We start from the raw sequence: 25,177 nt of genomic DNA, 5'->3' as shown, positions 1-25,177 counted from the left end.
AAGTATAAGTTTGTATAGAATTAAGTGGAAGCCTTACTTAATGATAATACAGAAAATCATATAATAAATCAGTTTGAGCACCAAGTAAGGAGATGGTTGAATGAATTTTGTGGTTAATGATAAAGAACCTATATATCTCCAAATTATCAGACACGTAAAACAATCTATAGTTAAAGGAGATCTAATGCCTGGGGATACAATTCCATCTAGAAGAGAACTTGCAGAAATGTTAAAGGTAAATCCTAATACAGTACAAAGGGCATATAAGGAGATGGAGAGTATGAGAGTTATAAACACAGTAAGAAATTTTCCAAGTAGTATAACTGCAGATGAGAAAATTATAAATGGTATGAAGAGGGAATTAATAGATGATGCTTTAGTTGACTTTATAGAAAGCATGAAGGCAATAAATGTTTCTAAAGAAGAAGTTATAAAAATAATTGAAGAAAGATATTAAATATTAATGTTAATGGATAATGGATATTTTAGAATGAAACAAAAATTCAATTTGAAAAAGAACTTTGTGTTTTAATATAAGTTTTTATAAGTGTCCATTGTCCATTTTAGATTGTGAATTAATTTTAAAATTAAGGGGGAAAAAGATGAAGTATTTTGAAAAAAAGTTAAGTGTTTTTCTGACTACATTGATTTTTATGGTAAGTATTTTTGTTCCAATGAACATCTTTGCAGCAGATGAGAAAAAAGCTAATAATGAAGTGATTATAGAAAGTATTAACTATGGCTATGATAAAACATTTAAGATAGGTTATGAATGCCCAGTTACTATTAAAGTAAAAAACAATGGAAAGGATTTTAATGGTAATATTAAAATTTTAATTCCAACTAAGACAATAGGTTTTATGAGCAGTAATAGTTATGGTGGCTATGATGCATACACAAAATCAATAAGTATGGAATCAGGAAGCGAAAAGATTATAACTATGGATATAAAACTTGATAATTACGTTGATAATTTAGTTAAAGTTTATAAAGATAATAAAGTTGTTGCAGAAAAAAGTTTTAAAGTACTTGGAGGAAGTTTTTCAGGAACTCCTTATATAGGCGTTTTATCAGAAGATAATGTTAATATGGCATACACTAAGAATATTGCTATTAGTGACAGTGCTCAAAGTGTTGTAGTTAATTTTACAGAAAAAGATTTTCCACAAATATATAATGGATTAACATCGTTTAATACAATAATAATAAGTAATTTTGATACATCTAAGCTATCAGAGAATCAGTATGATGCTTTAAAAAAGTGGGTGGAAAAAGGCGGAAATCTAATAATAGGCACAGGAGAGAATTATAAAAAAACTCTTAGTATATTTAAAGATGATTTTATTAAGGGAAGTGTAGATGGAACATCTGTTATAAAAAGTACAAAACTTGATGAAAATGGAATAGAAGTAAATATTGCTAATTTAACTGTGGATAATAGTGAAACTGTATTAGAAGAGAGTGGTAAGGGTATTCTCCTAAAAAGTAAAAAACAAGGAGGAACAATACTTGTAACAACTTTTGACTTAACAAATTCAGCAGTTGTAAATTCTAATAAAATTAGTGATTTTATAACAGAGAATATTAAAGTATATGGTACAGATAATATTTTAAATGAAAATGATAATAATTTATTTTGGAATGTTGAAAACATACTATCTACTTTTTCAGAAACAAATAAAATAAGTGTAAAAATGTTATTTTCAATATTCACAATATATATAATATTTATTTTTCCATCAGCTTATTTTATCTTAAAGAGAAAAGATAAAAAAGAAAAAATGTGGTATGCGGTACCAGCGTTAGCTGTTGTATTTTCTATAGTAATAATAGGATATATAAAAGTATGTGGGGTTAATGATAAATATGTAACATCATTAAATATAATAAATCTTACAAAAGATAGTGAGACATTAGAAAGTTATATACAATTTAATAATTTAAGTAAAGGTAATAACAAAATAGAATCAAACTATGATTTGCAAAGAATTTCTATGGATCAAAGTAGTAATTATGACCAAGGAAAGGCAGTACCAAATAAAATAAAATCAACTATAAATTTAGATGATAATAGTTTTACATTGAATGATGTAAATGTAATTGATAGTAATAAAATAAAAGGAAATGCTATAAGGACAAGCTCCGGAGACATGTCCTTAGAATTATTTTTAAAAGACAAAGATATAATGGGGAAAATAAAAAATAATACAGATTATAAAATAGAAGATGCATTTGTAGTGGTTAATGATGGCGGTGTTATAAAGCTGGATACTATAGAACCAAAAAGTGAAAAAGAATTTAGTTTAATAACATCATCTATAGTTGGAAACTTAAAAAATGGACCATGGGAAGTTATAGATAACTTTTTCAATATGAATCAAGTTTCATTTAATAAATTATCAAAAAAAGAACAAATAAGTGAAAGTCAAAAGGCTGAAATATACAGAATGGTTTTACAAAACTATTATGAAAAAAATAAAGAAAATTATATTTTAGTTGGGCTTATAAATAATTTTAATTTAGAACCTATAAAAATAAATAATAAAGAAGCAAAACAATATGGAAAAAATATGTTGGTTACTAATTTAAATACAAAAATAAATGTTGAATCTAATGTTGAAATTAATATTCCAAAAGAATTTATAAGTTATTCAGTTAATCCACTTGAGGGAAATTTTAATTATGATTCATATTCAAATAGTATTTATGATAACTCAGAAGTAGAAGTTTTGTATGAATTAGGAAATAGTTTTATATATAATAGCTTAGATATTAATTTTGAAGGTATGAATGCTGAGTATAAAATTTATAATAAACAAACTAAGACATATTATGATATTGGAAAAGGCAATGTAAAGAAATCTATAAATAAAGATGAGATAAATAATTACTTAAATGAAGATGGACAAATTAAAATTATAATAAAAACAGCAGAACAAGGAAGTGCTACAATACCTCAAATAAGTGGTAAAGGGGTGACAAAATAATGTTAGAAATAAAGGATTTAGTTAAAAGTTATGGTTCTTTCAAAGCAGTAGATAATTTGAATTTACATGTAAAAAAAGGGGAAATATTTGGATTTGTTGGTCCAAATGGAGCAGGTAAAACAACTACTATGAAAATTGTTAGCGGACTTTTAGATTGTGATAATGGAGAAGTTTTTATAGATGGTGTTGATGCTATAAAAAATAGAAGAGAAGTAAAAAGAAAAATTGGATACATGCCAGATTTCTTTGGTGTCTATGATGATTTGAAAGTGGATGAATACTTAGAGTTTTATGCATCAATATATGGAATAGAAGGAAAAGAAAAAGATGAATTAATTAATGATTTATTAGAATTAGTTAATTTATCTCATAAAAAAGATGCATATGTAGATGATTTATCTAGAGGAATGAAGCAAAGGTTATGTCTTGCTAGATGTCTTGTTCATAACCCTAGTTTATTAATATTAGATGAGCCAGCATCTGGTATGGATCCTAAAGCAAGAATAGAAATGAAAAATATTCTTAGAACTTTAAAAGAGATGGGAAAGACAATAATAATAAGTTCTCATATACTTCCAGAGCTTGCAGAACTTTGTACTAATTTAGTAATAATACAAAATGGAAAAGCTGTCACAAGTGGTACTGTTGAAGAAGTTATGGATAAAGCATATAAAACAAAATTTATAAGATTAAAGGTTTTAAAAGATGTAGAAAGTGCAATAAAGTCACTAAAAGAGTATGTAGAAATTGGAGAAATAAAAAAAATAGGAAGCAATGTAGCAACAGCATCTTTTTCAGGTAGCGAAGAGGTTATGTGTAATATTTTAGAAGGATTAATAAAGGAAAATATAAAAGTTGTTAGTTTTAATACTATAGATGGAAATTTAGAAGAAGTATTTATGAAGGTAATTGGAGGTGATGATAATGAAAAATAATGTAAAATTGAACCCAGTATTAAAAAAAGAATTAAGAACATCTATGCGTAATGTTAGAGGAAGTTTGCTTGTAATAGGTTACTTAGCTGTATTAATGTTAACATTGTGTGGAGGATTATATATTCAATCAAGTTATAGAGGGATGATAACAAAAAATGATGCCATTGGTACTTTTATATTTTTAATGATAGTACAATTTGCATTAATATCAATAATATCACCAACTATTGCATCAGGCGCTATATCTTCTGAAAGAGAAAAGCAAACATTGGATATACTTCTTACAACCGACATGAGCTTTTTATCTATAATTACAGGAAAACTTGGAGCATCACTAAGTAAAATAATTTTACTTATAATTTCATCAACACCTATATTTGTATTTTTGTTATCTTATATAGGAATAAATACTTTAGGTATATTCGGAATATTAATAATCAACATAGTAGCAGCTACTTTTGTTGGAGCAATAGGAATTTATTATTCTACACGTTTTAAGAAAACTATAGTAGCAACGGTATTTTCATATATAACAATATTTTTAATATATGTAGGACCAGTAATAATGTGCGCTATGTTACAAGTTTATAAATATAATAATGGAATACAATTTGATCCTGCTAAGCAATTTTATTGGTATTTGCTTATAAGTCCAGCAGTAGGATTTATGACATTAATATTTTCACAACTTGGAATATCCCTTACAGAAATTTTTGGGAAAACTTTAGAAATTAATTTTCTTGGAATAACATCATATATGATAACAATAATTTTTATGATAATAGCAACAATACTAATAATACTATTAGCAGCAAGAAAAATAGATCCAACAAGAAAGAAACAGAATTTATTTAATTTAAAAAAGGAAAAGAAAATATAAATAAAAAGTTAAACATTTATATGAAAAAAAATTTAATATTAAATTAATTAATAAATCTAAAAATACTTTTATTTAAATTTTTTATTGAATTCAAAGGAATGAGAAGGTATATAACCATTTTGGATGTATAAATTATATGATAAATAATTTTAAAAGTGAAAAATTAAATGTGGTTAGTGGAAATTTTAAAATGGATTTCCACTAACCGCTCTCATTATATCAAAGAAAGGGTGATGTTGTGAAAGAAATAAAAAATACTTTATTTAAATGTAAGATACGAATTTTTATTAAAAAACTAATAAACAACTTATTAATAGGATTTATAGTTGGGTTCCTTATGGTTATTGCTTTAAAGGGAGTATCATTTTTTATTCCAACTTATGATTACATAAAAAAATCATTAATATTAATAGGATGTACATCATTAGTTTCAATTATATATAGTGTGGTTAAATTTCCTACATATAAAGAAACAGGAAAAGCTGTAGATTATATTAATTTAAAAAATAGAGTTACTACTTTTTTAGAGATGGAAGATAATAATAGTCCATATTATGAATTATTATTTGAAGATGTAAAATTACAACTTAAAAATTTTGATATAAAGAAACTAAAAATAAAGCCAAATATAAAGTATATTAAAATTTTCAGCATTACTTTTTTGGCCTTTTTTTTAGCAATATTTATACCAAATCCTTTAAAGGAAGAGGCATCTAAATTAAAAGCATTAAATACAGAGCAAAAAAATGAAGTTAAAAAAGTAGAAAAAATAGAAAAAGAATTAAAAAGTGATAAAGAAGTAAGTGAGATAAAAAAACTTCAAATTGAAAACCAATTAAAAGAGCTTAAAAAGGAAATTAAAAAAAGTAAAAGCGAAAAAGAAATAGCAAAGGCTCTAGAAAAAACTAGCGTGAAATTAGATAATGTAAAAAACAAAAATTTAAATAATATTGCTAAAAATTTAGAAAAAAATAAGAACACAGAAAAGTTAGCAGAAGCTTTAAAAAATAAGGATAAAAAGAAAGCAGAAGAAGAACTTAAAAACTTAAAAAGTAAAATTAAAGATATGAAAGACGATGAAAAAAATAAGTTAGCAGAGTCATTAAAAGAAGCTATGGAAAATACTGATAATGAAGAGCTAAGTAAAGCATTAAAGAATGTCATGAATAATATGGAGGGAAATGATGAGAATTTAGAATCTTCATTAAATGACTTAAACAGTGAATTAAGTGAAGAAATGAATGACGATGCTATAGAATCCGTAAAAGGCAAGGTATCTAAAGGGTGTAATAGTAGTGGTGGTACATGAACAGCTGGATCAGGTAGCAGTGGAACTGCAAGTAAATCGTCATCAAGTGGAAATGGTAACGGAAATGGTAATGGCAGTGGTAGTGGTGCTGGAAGCGGAACGACAGTAAAAGATACAACTAAAGGAAGTCAACTACCTTCTAATGGAGGCATAGGAAATAATAAAAAAAGTAATGATGAGAATACTGACTGGGATAAGGTTTTTGTTGGTGAAAGGGTAGATGGAAAAGGAAAAAATGAAAATCTACAAGGAAAAGTTAGTGAAAATGGTGAAAGTACAACTCAAAATTCAAATAAAGCTAACACTTCTGCTGGAAATTATGTAGATTATAACAAAGCATTAGGAAGTTACAAAGATGCTGCAATGGAAAGTATAGAAAATAATAAAATACCAGAATCAATGAAAAATATAATAAAAGAGTATTTTTCTAAAATAGAAGAATAAATTTATTTTGTATAAATAATAGATGGAGATGATTAAGATGGATAATAATTTATATGATATGGAAAAAGTTAAAGATATTATAGATAAAATAAATGTTATAGAAGGAGAAATTTCAAAGGCTATAATAGGTCAAAAGGATGTTGTGAGACAGGTTGTTATAGCGATTTTAGCAGGCGGTAATGTTCTTTTAGAAGGGTCTCCAGGGCTTGGAAAAACTCAGTTAGTAAAAACATTATCTAAGGTTATGGATTTACCTTTTTCAAGAATTCAGTTTACACCTGACTTAATGCCAGCAGATGTAGTTGGAACGAATATTATTATGAAGGATAAAGAAGGGAATAGTTCATTTTCTTTTCAAAAAGGTCCTATATTTTCAAGTTTAGTTTTAGCAGATGAAATAAATAGAGCAACACCAAAAACACAATCTGCATTATTAGAAGCTATGCAAGAACACACTGTTACTGTTGGAACTAACACATATACCCTACAAGAACCTTTTATGGTTCTTGCAACACAAAATCCAATTGAAATGGATGGTACATACCCACTTCCAGAAGCGCAATTAGATAGATTTCTATTTAAATTGATGGTACCATTTCCTAATCTTGAAGAATTAAAAGAAATTATGAATGTAACTATAAAAAATAATAAAATAAATCTTACAAATGTTATCACAGGTGAGGAAATCTTAAATATAAGAAGGATTTTAAAAGAAGTTCCAATGTCAGCTTCTGTAGAAGAATATGCTTTGAAAGTTGTTTTAGCAACTCATCCAGAATATGAAAATGCACCAGAGATAACGAAAAAATATATAAGATTTGGCGCAAGTCCAAGGGCAGCACAGGCTCTTATTACTACATCTAAAATAAGAGCTATAATGGAAGGACGTTTTAATGTAGCTTTTGAGGATATAGAGTATGTTGCATATCCAGCGTTAAGACATAGATTTTTCTTGAATTTTGATGCTATGGCAGATGGAATAAAAAGTGAAGATATATTAGAAAAAATACTTAAAAGTCAGTTAGAAACAGTGTAATGATAAGGAGTTATTTATGGTAGATAAAGTATTTGATAAGGAGTTTTTTAGTAAACTTGAAAATATGTCTATTAAGATTGCTTCTTTAGCCAATAGTGGTGATTCAGGGGTTAGACGTTCAAAAGCAAAGGGTACATCTGTTGAGTTTTCAGATTTTAGAGAGTATAACGTTGGAGATGATATAAGACGAGTTGATTGGAATGCCTATGGAAGATTTGAAAAGCTATTTGTAAAGTTGTTTGTTGAGGAAAAAGAAGCAATGATAAATATATTTATAGATTGTAGTAATTCAATGGCTTCTGGTGATATAAAAAAGAAAAAATTAACTTTACAAATTTCAGCAGCTTTAGCATACTTGGCTTTAAACAATCAGGATAAAGTAAATATAAATCTAATGACAGATGATGGTGTAAAAAGTGAAAGATTTTCAACAATATCATCTTTTCAAAGAATGACAGGTTTTATGGAAAAATATGAGTTTAAAGGCTCTATAAATATAAAAGAAAGTTTGAAAAAATTTAAGTTTAATAAAAGAGGGCTTACAATTATAATTTCAGATTTTCTAAATAAAGAAAATATAGAGGAAAGTATTAGATTTTTAAAATATAATCATGAACAAATACTACTTATAAATGTTTTAAGTGAAGACGAATTAAAGCCTAAGGTAAATGGAGAAGTTACCTTAGTGGATAGTGAAAGTAATGAAAAAATTAAAGTTACAGTTACATCAAAAATTATAGAAAACTATAAAAAAGCACTAAAAAGTTTTACAAAAAATTTGGTGGATGTAAGTAAGAAATATGGTGGTACATTTATCCAGGTTTCTAGTGATAGCTCCTTAGAAGAAGTAATATTTGAAAAACTTGCAAAGGAGGGTGTTCTATGAGGTTATTATCCCCAATAAATTTATGGTTTTTAACCCTTCTAATTCCTTTTATAGCTATGTATATTTTAAAACGAAAAAATGAAGAGATTATTATTCCAAGCAATATGCTTTGGCATGAAGCTATAGATAATCTACAGGCAAGTACACCTTGGGAAAGATTAAGAACAAATATATTATTTTTTCTTCAACTTTTAACAATATTGGCGTTAATATTTTCCCTTGTGAATCCTTTTATATATAGCAAATTAAGTGGATACAGCAAAAATATTATAGTTATTGATAATAGTGGAAGTATGAACTATAAAACAAAAAATTCTACGAAGCTTGAAGAAAGTAAGTTGGAAGCAGAAAGATTAGTAGATTCTCTTCCAAATAAAGCAGAAGTTACCCTTATAACTACATCACCAAACAGTGAAATATTATTGTCTTCATCAAAGGATAAGAAACAAGTAAAAAATTTAATAAAGGCAATAGAAAAAAGCAACTCAACTTCGTCTAATGAGGAGGTTATTTCTTTAATTAAATCTATAGCAAATAATGAAAAGAATTTAGCTTATTATTATTTTACTGATGATGTTATTGAAATTGAAGGAGTAAAAGGGGATGTAATTAATTTAAATGGGGTTTTAGATAATTTAATACTACAAAATTTATCAACAACATCAGATGATGAAGGAGTAGATGCTATTGCAACAATTACTAATACATCAAAAGATAATAAAAATGTAGAAATTGCATTATATGGAGATGATAAATTACTTCAGATTAAAGAGGTAAATATAAAAGGTACGGAAAATTATAATGTTCAATTTGATAAAATTTCTAAGGGTGTATCAGTATTAAGGGCAGAAATAGATATAGACGACGGCTTAAAAGAAGATAATTATTTTTATAACATAGTAAATCAAACTAATAAAAAGAAAGTTTTGATGATAAGTGAAAAAAATATATTTTTCGAAAAAGCTATGTCAATAAGAAATGATATTGAACTTTTCAAAACTAATAATCCAGAAGAAATAAAATCTGGATATGATATATACATTTATGATGGTATATTACCAGAGAGTTTACCTACTGATGGAAATATATTAATAACTAATTTAAAAGATGAAAATAAATTCATAGGTTTAGAACCCCAAACAGAAGGGGGAAGTGCTATATTTAATAAATCTTCTATTACAGATTATATAGAAGGAGAAAGCTTTCAGTTAGCAACTTTTTCACCTATAAAATTAAGTGGAAACCTTCAAAGTTTTATAGAAATAAATAATAAAGTTGCAGGAGTTTTAGGAACTTTAAATAATCACAAGGTTGTTGTGATGGGGTTTAATATCCATGATAGTGATATGCCATTAACACATAATTTTCCTATATTAATGAACAATATAATAAATTATTTATCAGGAAATAATATGTTAGAAAATAGGGACATAACTTGTGGTGAATCTGTTAAAGTTTCAATACTAAACAATGTGGATAATATTAAAATTATAGATAGTAATAATAAAGAAGAAAATTTTTCAAATGAGAGTGCAGAAGTAATCTATAATAAAACTGCAAATCCAGGTATATACAAGGTTATTCAAAAATCTAAGGATAAAGAAATAGAAAGTTTATTTTCTGTAAATTTTCCACGTGAAGAAAGCGTATTAAAAGAAAACAAGGATAAGAAAGATATTAATATTGTAGATAAGGAAAATTCAATAAGTGGTATTAGTTTGATGACACCATTATTAATTGCTTCATTAATTTTTATTAGCTTAGAGTGGATTGGATACATCAAAATAAATTCTAATAATAAAAATTAGAAGCTTAATTTTAGTAACTACAAAGAAGGGTGTGAAAGAATGAATTTTGGTTTTGAAAATAAAATATATTTAATACTGTTACTTATTGTTCCTTTTGTTATTTATTATGGATATAAGACTCTTGAGTATATTGATAAAAATAGGAAAATAATTATAATAGCGGCAAGAAGTATAGCTATTGTATGTATTGTTTTAGCACTTACAGGAACTAGTTTATACTTAACTTCTAAAAATACATCAACTATATTTTTAATAGATAGTTCTCAATCAGTATATGGTAGTGAAAAGGAATTTAATGAGTTTGTAACAAAAGCAATTGATATTAAACCATCGAAGGATAAAATAGGGGTAATATCTTTTGGTGAAAAACCTAAAGTAGAAACTTTCATTTCAAGGTACGGTAAGTTTTCAAAGGTTTCTTCAGAATTAAACAAAGAATATACAAATATAGAAAGTGCTATTAATTATGCTATATCATTATTCCCCAATAATACCAAAAATAGAATTGTTCTACTTTCAGATGGGGCAGAAAATGATGGAAAAGCATTAAATTTAATTCCTACTTTAAAAGAAAAGGGGATAGATTTAAAAGTTTATAAAGCAAACAAAAAAGAGATAAATGACACAAGTATAGATAAAATTACCGTTTCAGAAAAAGTAAGCATAGGGCAAAATTTTGATGTGGATTTAAAAATAAAAAGTAATGTTAATACAAAGGGAACAATAACTCTATATAGCGGAAATACTGTGGTAGGGAAGCAAGAAGTTAATGTAAACAAGGGAGATAATAATTTTGTTTTTAAGGATAAGGCAGAAAGTTCTGGATTCAAAAATTATAGAGCAAGTATAGAATGTGATGGTGATAGTGAAGTTAGAAATAATGAAGCTAGTGCCTATACAGAAGTTATTGGAAAGCCTAATATATTGGTATTAGAAGATAGAAGTGGTGAAAGTGATGAATTTATAAACATTTTGAACTCTCTTCAAATGCCCTATAAGAAAATGGATGCATCAGTAGCACCAGAGACGATAGATAAACTGACAGAATTTAAAGCTGTGGTAACTTGCAATGTTTCATTAGATAATATGTCTAAAGGCTTTGTAAATTCTATTGAAAGTTATGTTAAAGATTTTGGTGGTGGATATATAGCCCTTGGTGGAGATAATTCATATGCTCTTGGCGGTTATATGGAGACACCATTAGAAAAAGTTCTTCCGGTTAATATGGAATTAAAAGGAAAAAAAGAAGTTCCTAAAATGAGTTTATCATTAGTTATAGATAGATCAGGAAGTATGTCAGACACTGTTGGTGGTGTAAGTAACTTGGATTTAGCAAAAGAAGGGGCTATGAGAAGTTTAAAATCTTTAAGAAATAACAAAGATGAAATAAATGTAATAACCTTTGATGATGCCTATTCAGAAGTTGTAGAAAAGCAAGTAATAACTGACGAAGAAAAGATAATTAGTGATATATCATCTATTACACTAGGTGGAGGAACAAGTATTATTCCAGGCTTAACTAAGGGATATGAGAATATAAAAAGCAGTGATGCAAAGGTTAGACATATTATATTATTAACTGATGGTGAAGCAGAGAAAACAGGTTATAATGAATTAATAGAAAAGTGTAAAAAAGATAACATAACTATTTCAACAGTAGCAGTTGGAGGTGGTGCAGATAGGGGCCTTCTTCAAGAAATAGCTAAGGGTTGTAATGGAAGATATTATGAGGTAAGTCAAGGAACTGATATACCAGAAATTTTTGCAAAAGAAACTTTTCTAGCTCAAAAATATTATTTGAATAATAGAGAGTTTACTCCGGTAATAAATTCTAATGGCTCTGTATTAAGTGGAGTTTCAGAAGGTGGACTACCAAGTTTATATGGATATATTGGAGCGTCAGCAAAATCAACTTCAAATGTTTGTTTAAAATCAGATGAAGATGATCCAATACTTACAACTTGGCAATATGGGCTTGGTAAAACTGTTGCGTGGAATTCTGATGTAACAGGTCAATGGTCTAAAAATTATGTAGGGTGGAAAAACTTTCAAAATCTTTGGAGTAATATATTAGGATTTGTAACGGATAATTTCTCAGAAGGTGGAAATTTTATAGAAGTAAATAAAGTTGGTACAAGTCTGAATATTTCCTTTAAAAAGGAAAATGAATCGAATGTAGAAAAATCTAAAGTTAAGGCAACTATTATAACTCCATCAAATGAGAAAAAAGAAATTTTACTAACACCTAAATCATCTAAAGAATATACTGGCGTAATTGATGTAAAAGAAACTGGTAACTATATGATACAAGTCATAGAAGAAGAGGATGGAAAAGTTGTTTCTACAGCTAAGGGAGGATATGCTAATTCTTATTCACCAGAATTTTCTTTGGATAAGAATTTAGATATAACTGATCAATTAGTTGAAGAAGTAAATGGAACTATAATTACAGATATTAAAGATGTTTATAAGGAAAATAAAAATATAACAAAGAAATCTAAAAGAGAATTGGATGAATTTTTTATAATAGTGGCATTGTTTATTTTTATTTTAGACATAGCTTATAGGAGATTGGACTTGCATACTTATGTTGAAAAGTATATGCCTAAGTTTCACATGAAAATAAAGAGTAAAAAAACATCACATAATATTGCACCAATTATAAAGAAATCTGAAACAGATGTAAGTTCTATAAAATCACAAGAAAGTATGAAAAAAAATAAGATGAAAAATGAGAAAAAACTAAATAAAGAGGAAAAAGTATTAGATACAAAATCCTTAATAAAAAATATAAAAAAATAGGAATGCAAAATGCATTCCTGTTTTTTTATTTTGTATAATTGTCAAAATAACCTTGTATATAAACTATAGGAGTTCCTTTATCTCCACTTCCAGAAGTTAAATCAGAAAGTGATCCTATAAGGTCTGTAAGTCTTCTAGGTGTAGTTCCTTGAGATACCATAGAACCTACAAGATTATCCTCTTTATTTTTAATATATTCAGATATAGCTTTTTTAAGTTCTTCTCCTCTTAAATCAGCAAAATTATTATCAGCAAGATATTTTAATTTTACTTCATTAGGCGTTCCTTCAAGTCCAGCTGTGTATGCAGGAGATACTACAGGGTCAGCTAGTTCCCAAATCTTACCTACAGGATCTTTGAAAGCACCATCACCATAAACCATAACTTCAATAGTTTTTCCAGTTTTCTCTTTGATTTTAGCTTGTATAGTATCTACAACAGGTTGACAGTCACGTGGGAATAACTTAACTGTGTTTTCAGTAGATTTATTTGATCCTAAAAGACCATAATTTTCATTAAATCCGCCACCATCAACAGATGATGATAATATATTATCAAGGCTATAAATTTTTTCTCCGCCATTAGCTTTTAATATTTTTTTAGTTCTAAATCTTGAATGTATATCACAAGTAAGAACACTCTTTGTATAATTTAGGATAGTTTTTGGATTGTTTGAGAAAATAACTTCACATTCAACGCCATACTCTTCAACTAAAGATTTATAGTACTGAACATAATCAACTCCAGTAAATGTGTGTTTAACCTCTCCAAAGCAATTACGGAATTGTTTTTCAGTTAATACGTCACTCCAAGGGTTTATGCCTTTTTCATCAAGCATATCTATATCAACAAGGTGGTTTCCTACTTCGTCAGATGGATAGCTTAACATTAAAATAATTTTTTTAGCACCTTTAGCTATACCACGAAGACATATAGCAAAACGATTACGGCTTAATATAGGGAAAATTACTCCAACTGTATCATCACCAAATTTTGAATTTACATCTTTTGCGATTTGATCTATTGTCGCATAGTTTCCTTGTGCACGAGCAACTACAGATTCAGTTACAGTAACAACATCTTTATCATTTATTTTAAATCCTTCTATTTCTGAAGCTTTTAATACGCTATCAACAACGATATCTTCTATACAATCTCCTTGATTTATAATTGGGCAACGAAGACCTCTAACAACAGTTCCAACTACTCTTTCCACTTTAACCTCTCCTTAATTTCAAAAAAAATTTTGAATTGAATTTATTCTTTCTACTTGTAATATACAATATTTTCATGGTATAAGTAAAATAAATAGTACATATAGTGGGTATAAGGGAGGCTTATATGATAACTAAATTAGATTTATATAAGGTGTTTTGTCAGGTCGGAAAAAATAAAAGTTTTTCAAAAGCAGCTAAGGAATTGTATATGACTCAGCCAGCTGTAAGTCAATCTATAATGCAGTTGGAAAGAGAGTTAGATACAAGACTTTTTACAAGGACTCCTAAGGGTGTCATTCTTACCAATGAAGGTAAAATATTATATGAACATGCAATATCAGCTATAAATTTAATTGATGCTGGTGAAAAAAAACTATTAGATTCAAAAAATCTTATGATAGGGGATTTAAAAATAGGTGTTGGAGATACTACATCAAAATATTTTTTACTACCATATCTTGAAGAGTTCCATAGCCAATATCCCAATGTAAAATTAAAGATTATAAACAGAACGACATTAGAATTATGCTCATTGGTGAAGTCTGGAAATATAGACATTGCTATTTGTAATTTGCCTATAGAAGATTCATCAATAGAAATAATTGAATGTATGGAAGTGCACGACATCTTTGTTTGTGGAGAAAAATTTAAAAATTTAACTTCATCACCATTAAATTTTGAAGATATTGTTAAATTACCACTTATATTACTTGAGCCTAAATCAAATTCTAGAAGATATGTGGAAAAGTTTATAAGTTCTAAGGGCGTTCAAATTGGTGCTGAGATTGAACTTGGATCACATGATTTATTATTAGAGTTTGCAAAAATTAATTTAGGAATTGCTTGTGTAGTAAAAGAATTTTCTTCTAACTATCTTGAAAATAAAATTTTATATGAAATTAAAACTGTTGAGCAAATACCAAAACGCAATATAGGTTTTGGTTTTTTGAAAAGCGTGTCATTATCCCCTGCATCAAAAAAATTTGTAGAACTACTATGTAAAGAAAAATAAATTTGATTATAGGTATAGGGTTCCAAATTAAATTTTAAAGTTATTCATTTATCAAATAAGAAAACTCAAATTAATATTTTATCAATAACTAACAAAGTATTTTAGTTAAAAGTTAAGAATGAATAGTTAACAGTTGTGGTTATTACTATTCACTTCGTTCCTAGTAATTCTCAACTAACTATATTTGTACTTATTTTTCTCAACGGATAGCAAAAATTTATTCAACAACATTAAAATATTTTCACACAAAATGAGTAAATTAGCTATAAATACTCAATAGACCTAAGCTATTGTCAATAAAATAGAACTGCAAGAAAATTTATTTAAAAGTGAATTGTTGACAAATTCAAAAAAATAATATATCATACCTAGTGGTGAAAATTTAATAGTAAATAAGTTATTAATTTTATGTATATAGGGTTCCAAGTTGACTCTTAAAATTATCCATTCCAAAACTTGGATACCTAAAATAGTGAGACATGATCCGAATCATTTAGAATTCAATGCTGAATCTTGTATGAAAATAATTTAAAGTTATTGAATAAATTTAAATTGGAGCTTGTTTCCCTATAGTTTTATGTATTTAAAATAATGAGAAGTGTTTGAAACATCCACTTTTGTAAAAAAACTCAAAAGTAGATGTTTTTTTTATGTTATTAAATAGACATGAGAAGGAATATAGATATATAAGTTTATAAAATTAAATATAGGGAGATAACTTTAAGTTTTATATACATATATACAGTGGATTTAAAAGTTTTAATTAAGGGGAGGGATTAAAAAAATATGTTAAAAAGTTTTAAAGAAGATAAAGAGTTTTATAAAAGACTTTTTATTATAACATTACCTATAGTTTTGCAAAATTTAATAGCATCATCACTAAATATGCTTGATACTATGATGATAGGTGTTGTTGGAGAAATTGAATTAGCTTCAGTAGGAATTGCAAATCAATACTATTTTCTTTTTAGTTTAATTGTATTTGGTATAAGCGCAGGCTCTGGTGTATTTATAGCTCAATTATGGGGAAAAAAGGATGTAAAAAATATAAAAAGGACATTAGGAATTGGACTTATATCTGGAATAATAGCTGCATTTCTATTTAGTATAATTGGATTATTATTTCCAAAACAAATAATGGGGATATTTAATACAGATCCTAGAGTTATAAAGACAGGAAGTGAATATTTAGTTATAGTTATCATAAGTTATTTATTTACAGCTATAACATTTAATTATGCTGCTGCTTTAAGAAGTATAGGAAATACTGTTCTTCCAATGGTAGCAAGTTTTATAGGACTTTTAACTAATGGAATATTAAACTACATTTTGATATTTGGTAAATTAGGATTGCCGGCTATGGGAGTAAAAGGAGCAGCATTAGCTACAGTTACTGCAAGAATCGTAGAATGTTTAATAATTCTTATAGTTGTTTATTCAAAAAATGAGATTTTAAATGCCAAAATAAAAGAGTTTATCAACATAGAAAAGTATGTGTTAAATGGATTATATAAAGTTACTATACCAATAGTTCTTAATGAAGCATGTTGGGGTCTTGGAAGTGTAACATATGTAGCTATATACGGAAGGATAGGTACAGGGGCAGCAGCTTCTATACAAATATGTTCAACAGTAATGAATTTATTTATGATAGTTACATTCGGACTAGCTAATGCAGCAGTAGTTATAGTCGGAAATGAAATAGGTGCAAACAGAGAAGAAGTAGGAAAAATATATGCACAAAGAATTTCTAAATTAGCTATAATGGTTTCTATAATTTTATCCTTAGTATTAGCATTATCTTCAAGGTGGATATTATCTATATTTAATGTTTCAGAAACTGTAAAGTTAGACTCTTTATATATATTATATATTTATGCAGCAGTACTTATAGTTAAAGTGTATAATGCTGTAATGATAGTAGGTGTTTTAAGAGGTGGTGGCGATTCCACTTTCGGTTCATTAGTTCAGGTGATAACTCTATGGTGTATTGGTATACCACTTGCTTATGTAGGAGCTTTTATAATTTGTTTACCAGTATATTTAGTTGTACTTTTAACTTTTGTAGAGGAAGCTATTAAAGTGGTGATAATGATGAAAAGATTTAAATCAGGAAAATGGATTCATAATATGGTTAAAGATATAGGGAAAGAAGCTTCTATATAGGGAAATAAGTTTATTTATTATCAGCTTATAAATGGATAACTTTAGAATTAAATTTTATATTAATATTGAAGTTTAAAATATAAGAAAGCTGCTTCTAGCATAATGTTAGGAGCAGCTTTAAATTATAATTTTAAATATAAAAAGATTACATAAAACTTACATTTTAAACAATTTTAAAATTGAAAATAAACCACATACAAATTGGCAAGATTAAAGATCTTTAAAAACATAATTTAAAACTCTTAGGAAAATTATGGTATAATTAAAAATAAATAGGCAATATTGCATTTTCTTAAATTGGGACTAAATATATTAAAAGCATTTATATATAGGGTTCTAAGTTGACTTTTAAAATTATCCATTTCAAAATTTGAATATCTAAAATAATGACACATGCTCCGAATTGCTTAAAATTCAACACTACATTTTACATAAAAAATAATACTTATAATTTAACTAATGTCATACTAAGTAACTAATATAAATAAGAATTAAGTATATGAAAATTAAATTTATCTGTAATTAAATTAAAAAATCTACTGTTAGGGGAGATGGGGATTATGGCAAATATATTAGAGGTAAAAGATGTATATAAGGAGTTATCTAAACGACCAATAATAAAAGGAATTAGCTTTGAAGTTAAAGAAGGAGAAGTCTTTGGCTTTTTAGGATCAAATGGAGCAGGAAAAACTACTACTATAAGAATGTTAGTTGGACTAATTAAACCTAATAAAGGAACTATAAAGATAAATGGATATGATATACAAAAGGATTTTGTAAAAGCTATTAGAAGTGTTGGATGTATTGTAGAAAACCCTGAACTTTATTTAGATTTAACTGGAAGACAAAATTTAAGGCTGTTCGCAAGGATGTACGGTGATATTACAGAGGATAAAATACAGGAAGTAATTGATTTTATAGGTTTAAATGAAAGAATAGATGATAAGGTTAAAAAGTATTCTTTAGGAATGAAACAAAGATTAGGGCTAGGGCAAGCTTTATTAGGAAATCCTAAACTATTAATTTTAGATGAACCTACAAATGGATTGGATCCATCAGGGATAGTAGAGTTTAGAAATATTATAAAGAAGTTAGTTAAAGAAAATAATACTGCTGTATTTATATCTTCACACATACTTTCTGAAATAGAATTGCTTTGTGATAGAGTTGCATTTATAAATAATGGGACAATAAAATCTATTGAACTTACTGAAAACCTTGTGAAAAATAGTACTGATGAAAGAATATGCTTAATAACCCCTGAAAAAGAGAAAGGTAAAGAGTTACTTTTCAATCTTTATTTTGTAAAACATGTTGAGGAGGAAGGGGAAAAGTTATTATTTTATTGTAAAAAAGGTACATTCCCTAAGCTTATTGAGGCATTTGCTAAAAGAAATATTCCCATAGAAGAAATAAACAAGGCACATCAAAATCTAGAAAATAGGTTTATGGAAATCATGGAGGGGGAGGAGTAATTTGATAAATTGCATAAAGAATGAAATCATAAAGCTAATTCATAATAAAAAGCTATATATTTTTTTATTAGCTTTAGTACTATTAATAGTTTTTAAACTTATCTATATGTATAGTAGCAGTTTTGGAAAAACCCCAAGTGAACAATTAAAGAAAAAAGAGAGTGTACTTATTGAATTAAAGGCTGAAGCAAAAAGTGAATCATTGTCAAAAGAAAAAAAGAAAGATATAGACATACAAATGAAAAGATTAGATGAAGAGATTAAAATGTTAAAAGATAATATAGCAAATCCAGATGAAAATTGGAAAAATACTATGAAAAATAAAATTGAGAACTTGGAAAATGAAAAAGGAGAATTGTCAGAAAATTTAGACTCTGTTGAAATTGAGAAGTGTAATGCTGAATTACAATATTACAATTATCTTTTAGATAATGATATTGAACCAAATAAGGAGTATAAAATATATGCGTTTGAAGATATAACAGGAATATTTGATTTTATAAATAAAATGATTCTACCAATTTTAATTGCTTTTCTTTGCAGTGATATTATAGCAAGTGAATATACATTTTCAACGATTAAAGCACTTTTAACAAAGCCGGTATCACGCCGAAAAATATTTTGTTCTAAATTTTTAAGTAATATATGTATTGTTACAATAACTATATGTCTTATGGAGTTTATTACATTTATTATTATAAGTTTAATTTTTAATTTTGGTAATCCATCTTATCCTATAATTGTTGGGACAAAATATGTGAAGGCTTCTAATAATAATTTATATATAAATAACATTTCTGCTGTAATTGGAAGTTCATATATTATTTCTGCTTGGAAATTAATACTGCTAAATCTATTTATGCAATTTATATTTATAATAACATGTGTAAGTTTTGTTATGTTCATTTCAACTATTTTTACAAATAGCATTACTTCTTTAACTATTAATTTAGGGATATTAATGCTCATATCATTAATAACTTATATATTGCCTTTAAAATTTTTAAATAAACTATATCCTATATTGTTTACAACATATAGTTGTGGTACGGATATTATTAAAGGAAATTTAGTAATGAGTTTGAATAGTACAATATTTAGTATTCCTTTAGGAATAGTTATTATGTTAATTTGGAGTATTGTTTGTTACTTTATTTCATCAAAGATATTTAATAAGAGGGATGTATTAATATAAAGAAGGTGATAGGGTGTGGAGTTTAATTAGAAATGAAATAAAAAAAATGATAAGTAAAAAAAGATTTATTGTGGTTTTATCAATGACTTTTGGCTTAGTTGCACTTGCAACATTTGGAGCGTATAAAAATATTGGTTATGAACTGCCTAAAAAACGAGCTGAAAGGCTTAAAGAGTCAATTAATTATTATGAAGAAAAGAAAAAATATGCATTGGAAAATAATCAGATTATACAGGCTGAGAGATATGGTATTTGGGTAGAAGAAGATAAAAATGAGTTAGCTATTAAGGAAGAATTATTAGATAATAGTATTCCATGTAAAGATAGGCTGAAAAAAGAGATAGAGTTTTTGAATAAAAGAAAAGGGGAGGGGGCTACACCTAGTTTAGATACAGAAATTCAAAAGTTAAATGATGAAATTTCTGAAAAGCAATACTATTTAGATAATGATTTAGAATATGATTATAATAGTGATGGTACAGCATTTATTGCATTACCAAGTCTTTTAAAAACTATAGATAGATTATTTATAATAGTAATAATAGGAATTTTAGCATCAGATATTATTTCAGGAGAAAATGATCCTGCTACTATAAAGATGCTTTTAACAAAGCCAGTTTCAAGAGGTAAAGTATTAATTTCAAAGTTTTTAACAGTGGTATTTATGTCTAATGGTATAGTCTTAATTTTAGAATTTATGGCATTTATTTTTTTAGGATTAATATTGGGTTTTGGAGATCCATCAGCACCTATAGCTGTAGGAACAAAGTATAAAATGGATATGGCGCTTGTAGAAAATACAGGACAATCAATTTCAGCAGTAATTGGAAGTAGTTATTTAGTTACTACTTGGGAATTTACTATAAAGGCATTAATATTACAAATATTTTTAATTACAGCTACAGTTTCCTTTTGTTTTTTGATGTCTACACTTATTAAAAATAGTTCAGTATCAACAGGAGTTAGCTTTATATCTATGTTGATATTATTATGCATAACTGTTAAAATTACACTTTTATCAGAACAAGGATTACCTAATATATTAAATAGAGTGTTACCATTTATATTTACATCGTACTTTGATATTACATCAGTTATAAGAGGTAATTGGGCAGGATTATTAATATGTCCACTTATAACATATAAATTTTCTTTATTTATATTAACAGCATGGATTATAGTATGTTACTTAATTTCTCACTTTAATTTTGTAAAAAAAGATATAATTTAATATTAAATTATGGAAGGTTATCTTAAAATATAATTAATTTTGAGGTAACCTTTAATTTTTATTATAGTTAAAAATATTGTCTTAGAAATGAAAATAAAAAGTAACACAAAAGACATAAAAGTTATTTAAAATAAAAATATGCTTATACAAAGTTTTTATGAAAAAGATGGAGGAAATGTTGTGGAGCTTAAAATATTTAATTTCATAGATGAGACTATAAAGCTTTTAGAAGAAGCTAAACCAGAGATTAATGATGTTTCTGAAGAAATAGAGGATTATTTAAAAAAACATTTAGAATCTATGAATGATGGAGATATAAACTTAGTAACGAGAATAAAATCTAAATCTAGTTTAGAGGAAAAAATAATAAGAAATAATTATTATAAAAAATATAAATGTGCAGAGGATCTACTACATAATTTACAAGATTTAATTGGTATACGGGTAGAGTGTAGATTTATAGAAGATGAAGTGAAAATATATGAAAAATTAAGAGAGGTATTTAATGAAAGAGATATAGACGGATATTATTATAATTCACTAAATAAAAATATACGACTTTATTTAGCTGGAGAGCAACCTCAAAAACAAAAAAATGGTTTTGAAATATATAAAATAGATGGAATATATGAAAATGATAAAGCTAAATATAAATTTGAACTTCAAATTAAATCTCTTGTAAATATGTTCTGGGGTGAAATTGAACATAAAGTAATATATAAAAATAAAAATTATATGTTAGGTGATGAGTTTCTAAAAAATATATTAACATCTATAAAAAAACATTTATGCATGATTGATAATCAATTAGCAGTAGTATATAATCATTCAGCTAAATCTAATACTGCAGATTTAGATGTAAGAAAAAAACAAATAGAAACTATGTTATCTAAAATTATATATGATTCTTTCTCTAATCAGATGAAAAATAGTATAGGATTTATAGTTGACTTTAAAACATCTTCTGATGTGATTGTAAATTATATATTTAGAAGCAGCAATGCAAAAGATTTTCAGGATTATAATCAAACCCTTATTAATATGTTATCTAGAGTAAATGAAATAAGTAAGAATAATATTGATTTTGGTAGAGAGTTAGAATTTGATAGAGATATAAATTTTGAAAGTAAGTTTTGTGAGAAATTCGGAAATAAGTTATTAAATGTTATAAACATTGATTTTCATTGGAATATATTTTTTAAAATTCTTTTTGAAATAGAGTTAGGAAGTAATGCAGAAGATTTTGAAAGATTTATACAATATATGGAGTATAGATTTTATAATAATGAAGGATTCTGTCAACTAAATGATAATTTTACTAAAGAGGAAAGTGAATACATAAAATGTGAGATGTTAAATATAATAGCAAATGCTTTTGGCAAGGCTACATCTATAAGTTTTATATATGAAAAAAATATATGTAAAATAAATAATGTAATAGAAGAAATGGTGTTTATGCTATGTAAAAATATAATTAGTTTTGAAAAATGGGAAAAAGAAAAAGATGTATATGAACAAATGATATTAAATAAAATATTATTAGAAGTTGATGAATAGTATAAGTTCATTATAAAGAAAATTTTGCAAATAACATCGTAATTAATTATTATGGTGTTATTTGTTAAAATATCTTATGATATAAAACAAATATAGAATTTTAAATTTATGCTTTATAGCTTCATATTTAAAAGTTAAAAGAATAAGAATAATGAAAATGGATAGGGTTATTAATGATTATTACAAGTTAATTTGATTAATCGTAGTAAGGAGTGATTGTATGAAAAGAGTAAACTCTAATCCTTTTATAACTAGTGGATTTGAAAAATCAAAAACAGGTTACAATAATAAAACTATGAGAGTTTCTTCAACTATAATTAAATCATTAATTTTAATAGGTATAACAGTAACTTCTTTTGGAACTACCTGGTCTGTATTAAAAGAGGGTACTTCAGATTTCAATAGTTTGCTTATTATATCATCTATAGCAGCATTTATATTATCTATATTAACTAGTTTTATACCCAAAATTGCAAATGTAACATCAATTTTATATGCTATGTTTGAAGGGGTATTATTAGCGAGTTTTTCTATGGTGATGGAATCTAATTATCCAGGTATAGTATTTTCTGCTACTTGCTTAACCTTTGCAGTGGCCATAGCTACATTGCTTATATATAGAAGAACACCAACATTAGCTGGAAAAATTAGAAAAGGGGTAACTATAGGTATAACATCAGTTTTTTTATTATATATACTGTCATTTATATTATCTATATTTGGAATTTATTTACCTATATATGGAGGTGGAACTATAGGAATAGGATTTAGTGTACTAGTAGTGACACTGGCATCTTTTAGTTTAATATTAGATTATGATTTTATCTTAAAAAATGTTCAATACGGTGCACCTAAGTATATGGAATGGTATTCTGCTTTTGGGTTACTTGTAACACTTATATGGTTATATATAGAAATAGTTCAGTTAATTTCAAAATTACTTCAGAGTTCTAGAGATTAAAACACACATATAGAAGGAATTTTGAATTTAAATTTATACATAATTCTAAAAGGTTTATGAGCATATATTACTTTTTAAATATCTAAGGTTTGAAGTAAATAATTTTAAAAGCCAATTTAAAACTTTATATTATATTTTAAATTATAAATTAAGATAATAAAAATGTTTTGGTTAAAATTACATTAAATTAAAGTATGATGAAGAAAAAATTAAAAAAGTTTAAAATATTTAAATTAAATTTAATATTAATAAAAAAAGTTTACAAAAAATATATTTGAATATTTGTTTGTTAAAAGATATCATATAATATAGGAATATAAAATTATTTTTTATTTTATATGCAGAAGATTTTAATTCCTAAAGAATGAAATTAGATTAGAATCTGTTTCAATATATGAAAGTTGTATTAAATTTATAAGTTATCTAAAGTACAATTTAGTTGACTAATTAAAGTGGAGGAATAAAATTATGGAAGAAAATTTAATATCGGAGTATTTAAGAGTTGCTAATAAAACTTTTAAAAAATTAGATGAAGAATTAATTAAATTAGGTTTATATAGAGGACAGCCGTCTCTTATAATGGTTTTATATAAAAATGAAGGAGTAAGACAAAAAGAGTTATGTGAGAAGCTTTCAGTTACTCCGGCAACAATGACTAAAATGGTAAATAGAATGGAGAAGTCAGGCTTTATAGTTAAAAAAATAGATAGTGAAGATTTAAGAGTTAGTAGAATATTTCTTACAGAGAAAGCTCATTCTATAAAGAATGAAATTTTTAATTTATTTGAAGAATTCGATAAGCAGTGTTTTCTAAATATAAAACAAGATGAAAAAGAAATATTTCAATCAGTATTATTTAAAATAGTTAAAAACTTAAGTTAGTAATCTGTAATGTATTAGAATAAAATTTAGTTTTATTTTGATGCATTTTTTTATTTAAATTTAAGCAAATAATTAATATATAACAATATTTTAAGTACATATTAATATATAACTTTTAAATGCAATAATTATTGTTTTTCTTAAGTTGACTATTATATATCTAAGCAATATACTTGTAGTGAAAATGGGAAAGTTATATTCATTTACTACTATTATAATCTTATGAAATCTTATATAGGGAAATAAGATCATATTTAAATTTATTCATAAAAATTTTGTTATCAGTTAAGAAAAATAACTATAGTTAGTTAAAAGTTAAGAGCTAGGAGTTAAAAGTAATGGATGAAACTGAGAATCAGTTTCTTTGAATATATATATAAATTAAATCTTGAAT

18 protein-coding genes are annotated in these 25,177 nt (G+C 26.1%); 17 read left to right on the top strand and 1 reads right to left on the bottom strand.

The window, feature by feature from the left end; genetic code table 11:
* The first annotated feature begins 100 nt into the window (after window positions 1-100).
* The 9 genes from KQI36_RS04185 to KQI36_RS04145 all read left to right on the top strand — a co-directional run bounded on the left by KQI36_RS04185 (window position 101) and on the right by KQI36_RS04145 (window position 13,087).
* On the top strand, window positions 101-457 hold the full coding sequence (locus KQI36_RS04185) for a GntR family transcriptional regulator (protein WP_010293242.1): 357 nt from the start codon (window positions 101-103) through the stop codon (window positions 455-457).
* Window positions 458-602: 145 nt separating this feature from the next.
* The gene (locus tag KQI36_RS04180; RefSeq protein ID WP_216449714.1) at window positions 603-2,987 is read left to right on the top strand and encodes a hypothetical protein; all 2,385 of its coding nucleotides are present in this window, start codon (window positions 603-605) and stop codon (window positions 2,985-2,987) included.
* The gene (locus tag KQI36_RS04175; RefSeq protein WP_216449713.1) at window positions 2,987-3,922 is read left to right on the top strand and encodes an ABC transporter ATP-binding protein; all 936 of its coding nucleotides are present in this window, start codon (window positions 2,987-2,989) and stop codon (window positions 3,920-3,922) included. The genes KQI36_RS04180 and KQI36_RS04175 overlap by 1 nt, the downstream gene beginning before the upstream one ends.
* On the top strand, window positions 3,912-4,802 hold the full coding sequence (locus KQI36_RS04170; protein ID WP_216449712.1) for an ABC transporter permease: 891 nt from the start codon (window positions 3,912-3,914) through the stop codon (window positions 4,800-4,802). Before KQI36_RS04175 ends, KQI36_RS04170 begins: the two co-directional genes overlap by 11 nt.
* Before the next feature lie 238 nt (window positions 4,803-5,040).
* Window positions 5,041-6,111, top strand: a complete 1,071-nt coding sequence (locus KQI36_RS04165) for a hypothetical protein (protein WP_216449711.1) — start codon at window positions 5,041-5,043, stop codon at window positions 6,109-6,111.
* A gap of 481 nt (window positions 6,112-6,592) precedes the next feature.
* Complete coding sequence (locus KQI36_RS04160) at window positions 6,593-7,591, top strand: AAA family ATPase (protein ID WP_216449710.1); 999 nt, start codon at window positions 6,593-6,595, stop codon at window positions 7,589-7,591.
* 16 nt (window positions 7,592-7,607) lie between these two features.
* Complete coding sequence (locus KQI36_RS04155; RefSeq protein ID WP_216449709.1) at window positions 7,608-8,477, top strand: DUF58 domain-containing protein; 870 nt, start codon at window positions 7,608-7,610, stop codon at window positions 8,475-8,477.
* Window positions 8,474-10,285: a vWA domain-containing protein gene (locus KQI36_RS04150; protein WP_216449708.1), complete on the top strand. Its 1,812-nt coding sequence runs from the start codon at window positions 8,474-8,476 to the stop codon at window positions 10,283-10,285. The genes KQI36_RS04155 and KQI36_RS04150 overlap by 4 nt, the downstream gene beginning before the upstream one ends.
* Window positions 10,286-10,324: 39 nt before the next feature.
* Complete coding sequence (locus KQI36_RS04145) at window positions 10,325-13,087, top strand: VWA domain-containing protein (RefSeq protein WP_216449707.1); 2,763 nt, start codon at window positions 10,325-10,327, stop codon at window positions 13,085-13,087.
* A 25-nt stretch (window positions 13,088-13,112) separates the two neighbouring features.
* Here the strand turns inward: KQI36_RS04145 and KQI36_RS04140 are convergent, their stop codons facing one another.
* On the bottom strand, window positions 13,113-14,303 hold the full coding sequence (locus tag KQI36_RS04140) for a coenzyme F420-0:L-glutamate ligase (protein WP_061994671.1): 1,191 nt from the start codon (window positions 14,301-14,303) through the stop codon (window positions 13,113-13,115).
* A gap of 125 nt (window positions 14,304-14,428) precedes the next feature.
* Here KQI36_RS04140 and KQI36_RS04135 point away from each other — a divergent pair, with 125 nt between their 5' ends.
* The 8 genes from KQI36_RS04135 (at window position 14,429) to KQI36_RS04100 (ending at window position 24,783) form a co-directional block, all read left to right on the top strand.
* A complete protein-coding gene (locus KQI36_RS04135) occupies window positions 14,429-15,316 on the top strand; it encodes a LysR family transcriptional regulator (protein ID WP_216449706.1) in 888 nt (295 codons plus the stop codon).
* Between the two features lie 786 nt (window positions 15,317-16,102).
* Entirely contained in the window at window positions 16,103-17,482 is a 1,380-nt protein-coding gene (locus tag KQI36_RS04130; protein ID WP_216449705.1) for an MATE family efflux transporter, read from the top strand.
* A gap of 560 nt (window positions 17,483-18,042) precedes the next feature.
* On the top strand, window positions 18,043-18,957 hold the full coding sequence (locus KQI36_RS04125; protein WP_216449704.1) for an ABC transporter ATP-binding protein: 915 nt from the start codon (window positions 18,043-18,045) through the stop codon (window positions 18,955-18,957).
* A 1-nt stretch (window position 18,958) separates the two neighbouring features.
* Window positions 18,959-20,152 carry an ABC transporter permease subunit gene (locus KQI36_RS04120; protein WP_061994662.1) on the top strand — a complete coding sequence of 398 codons (1,194 nt, stop codon included), beginning with the start codon at window positions 18,959-18,961 and terminating at the stop codon, window positions 20,150-20,152.
* Window positions 20,153-20,165: 13 nt separating this feature from the next.
* A complete protein-coding gene (locus KQI36_RS04115) occupies window positions 20,166-21,383 on the top strand; it encodes an ABC transporter permease subunit (protein ID WP_216449703.1) in 1,218 nt (405 codons plus the stop codon).
* 180 nt (window positions 21,384-21,563) lie between these two features.
* Window positions 21,564-22,940 carry a GTP pyrophosphokinase gene (locus tag KQI36_RS04110; RefSeq protein ID WP_061994660.1) on the top strand — a complete coding sequence of 459 codons (1,377 nt, stop codon included), beginning with the start codon at window positions 21,564-21,566 and terminating at the stop codon, window positions 22,938-22,940.
* A gap of 220 nt (window positions 22,941-23,160) precedes the next feature.
* On the top strand, window positions 23,161-23,901 hold the full coding sequence (locus KQI36_RS04105) for a Bax inhibitor-1/YccA family protein (protein WP_216449702.1): 741 nt from the start codon (window positions 23,161-23,163) through the stop codon (window positions 23,899-23,901).
* Window positions 23,902-24,369: 468 nt separating this feature from the next.
* Complete coding sequence (locus KQI36_RS04100; protein ID WP_216449701.1) at window positions 24,370-24,783, top strand: MarR family winged helix-turn-helix transcriptional regulator; 414 nt, start codon at window positions 24,370-24,372, stop codon at window positions 24,781-24,783.
* Window positions 24,784-25,177 lie beyond the last annotated feature (394 nt).

The organism is Clostridium senegalense, assembly GCF_018916625.1.
In the GTDB taxonomy this organism is placed as follows: Bacteria; Bacillota; Clostridia; order Clostridiales; family Clostridiaceae; genus Clostridium_J; species Clostridium_J senegalense.
Note: the sequence above shows the minus strand (reverse complement) of the source record. Positions and strands in the feature narration are given on the sequence as shown.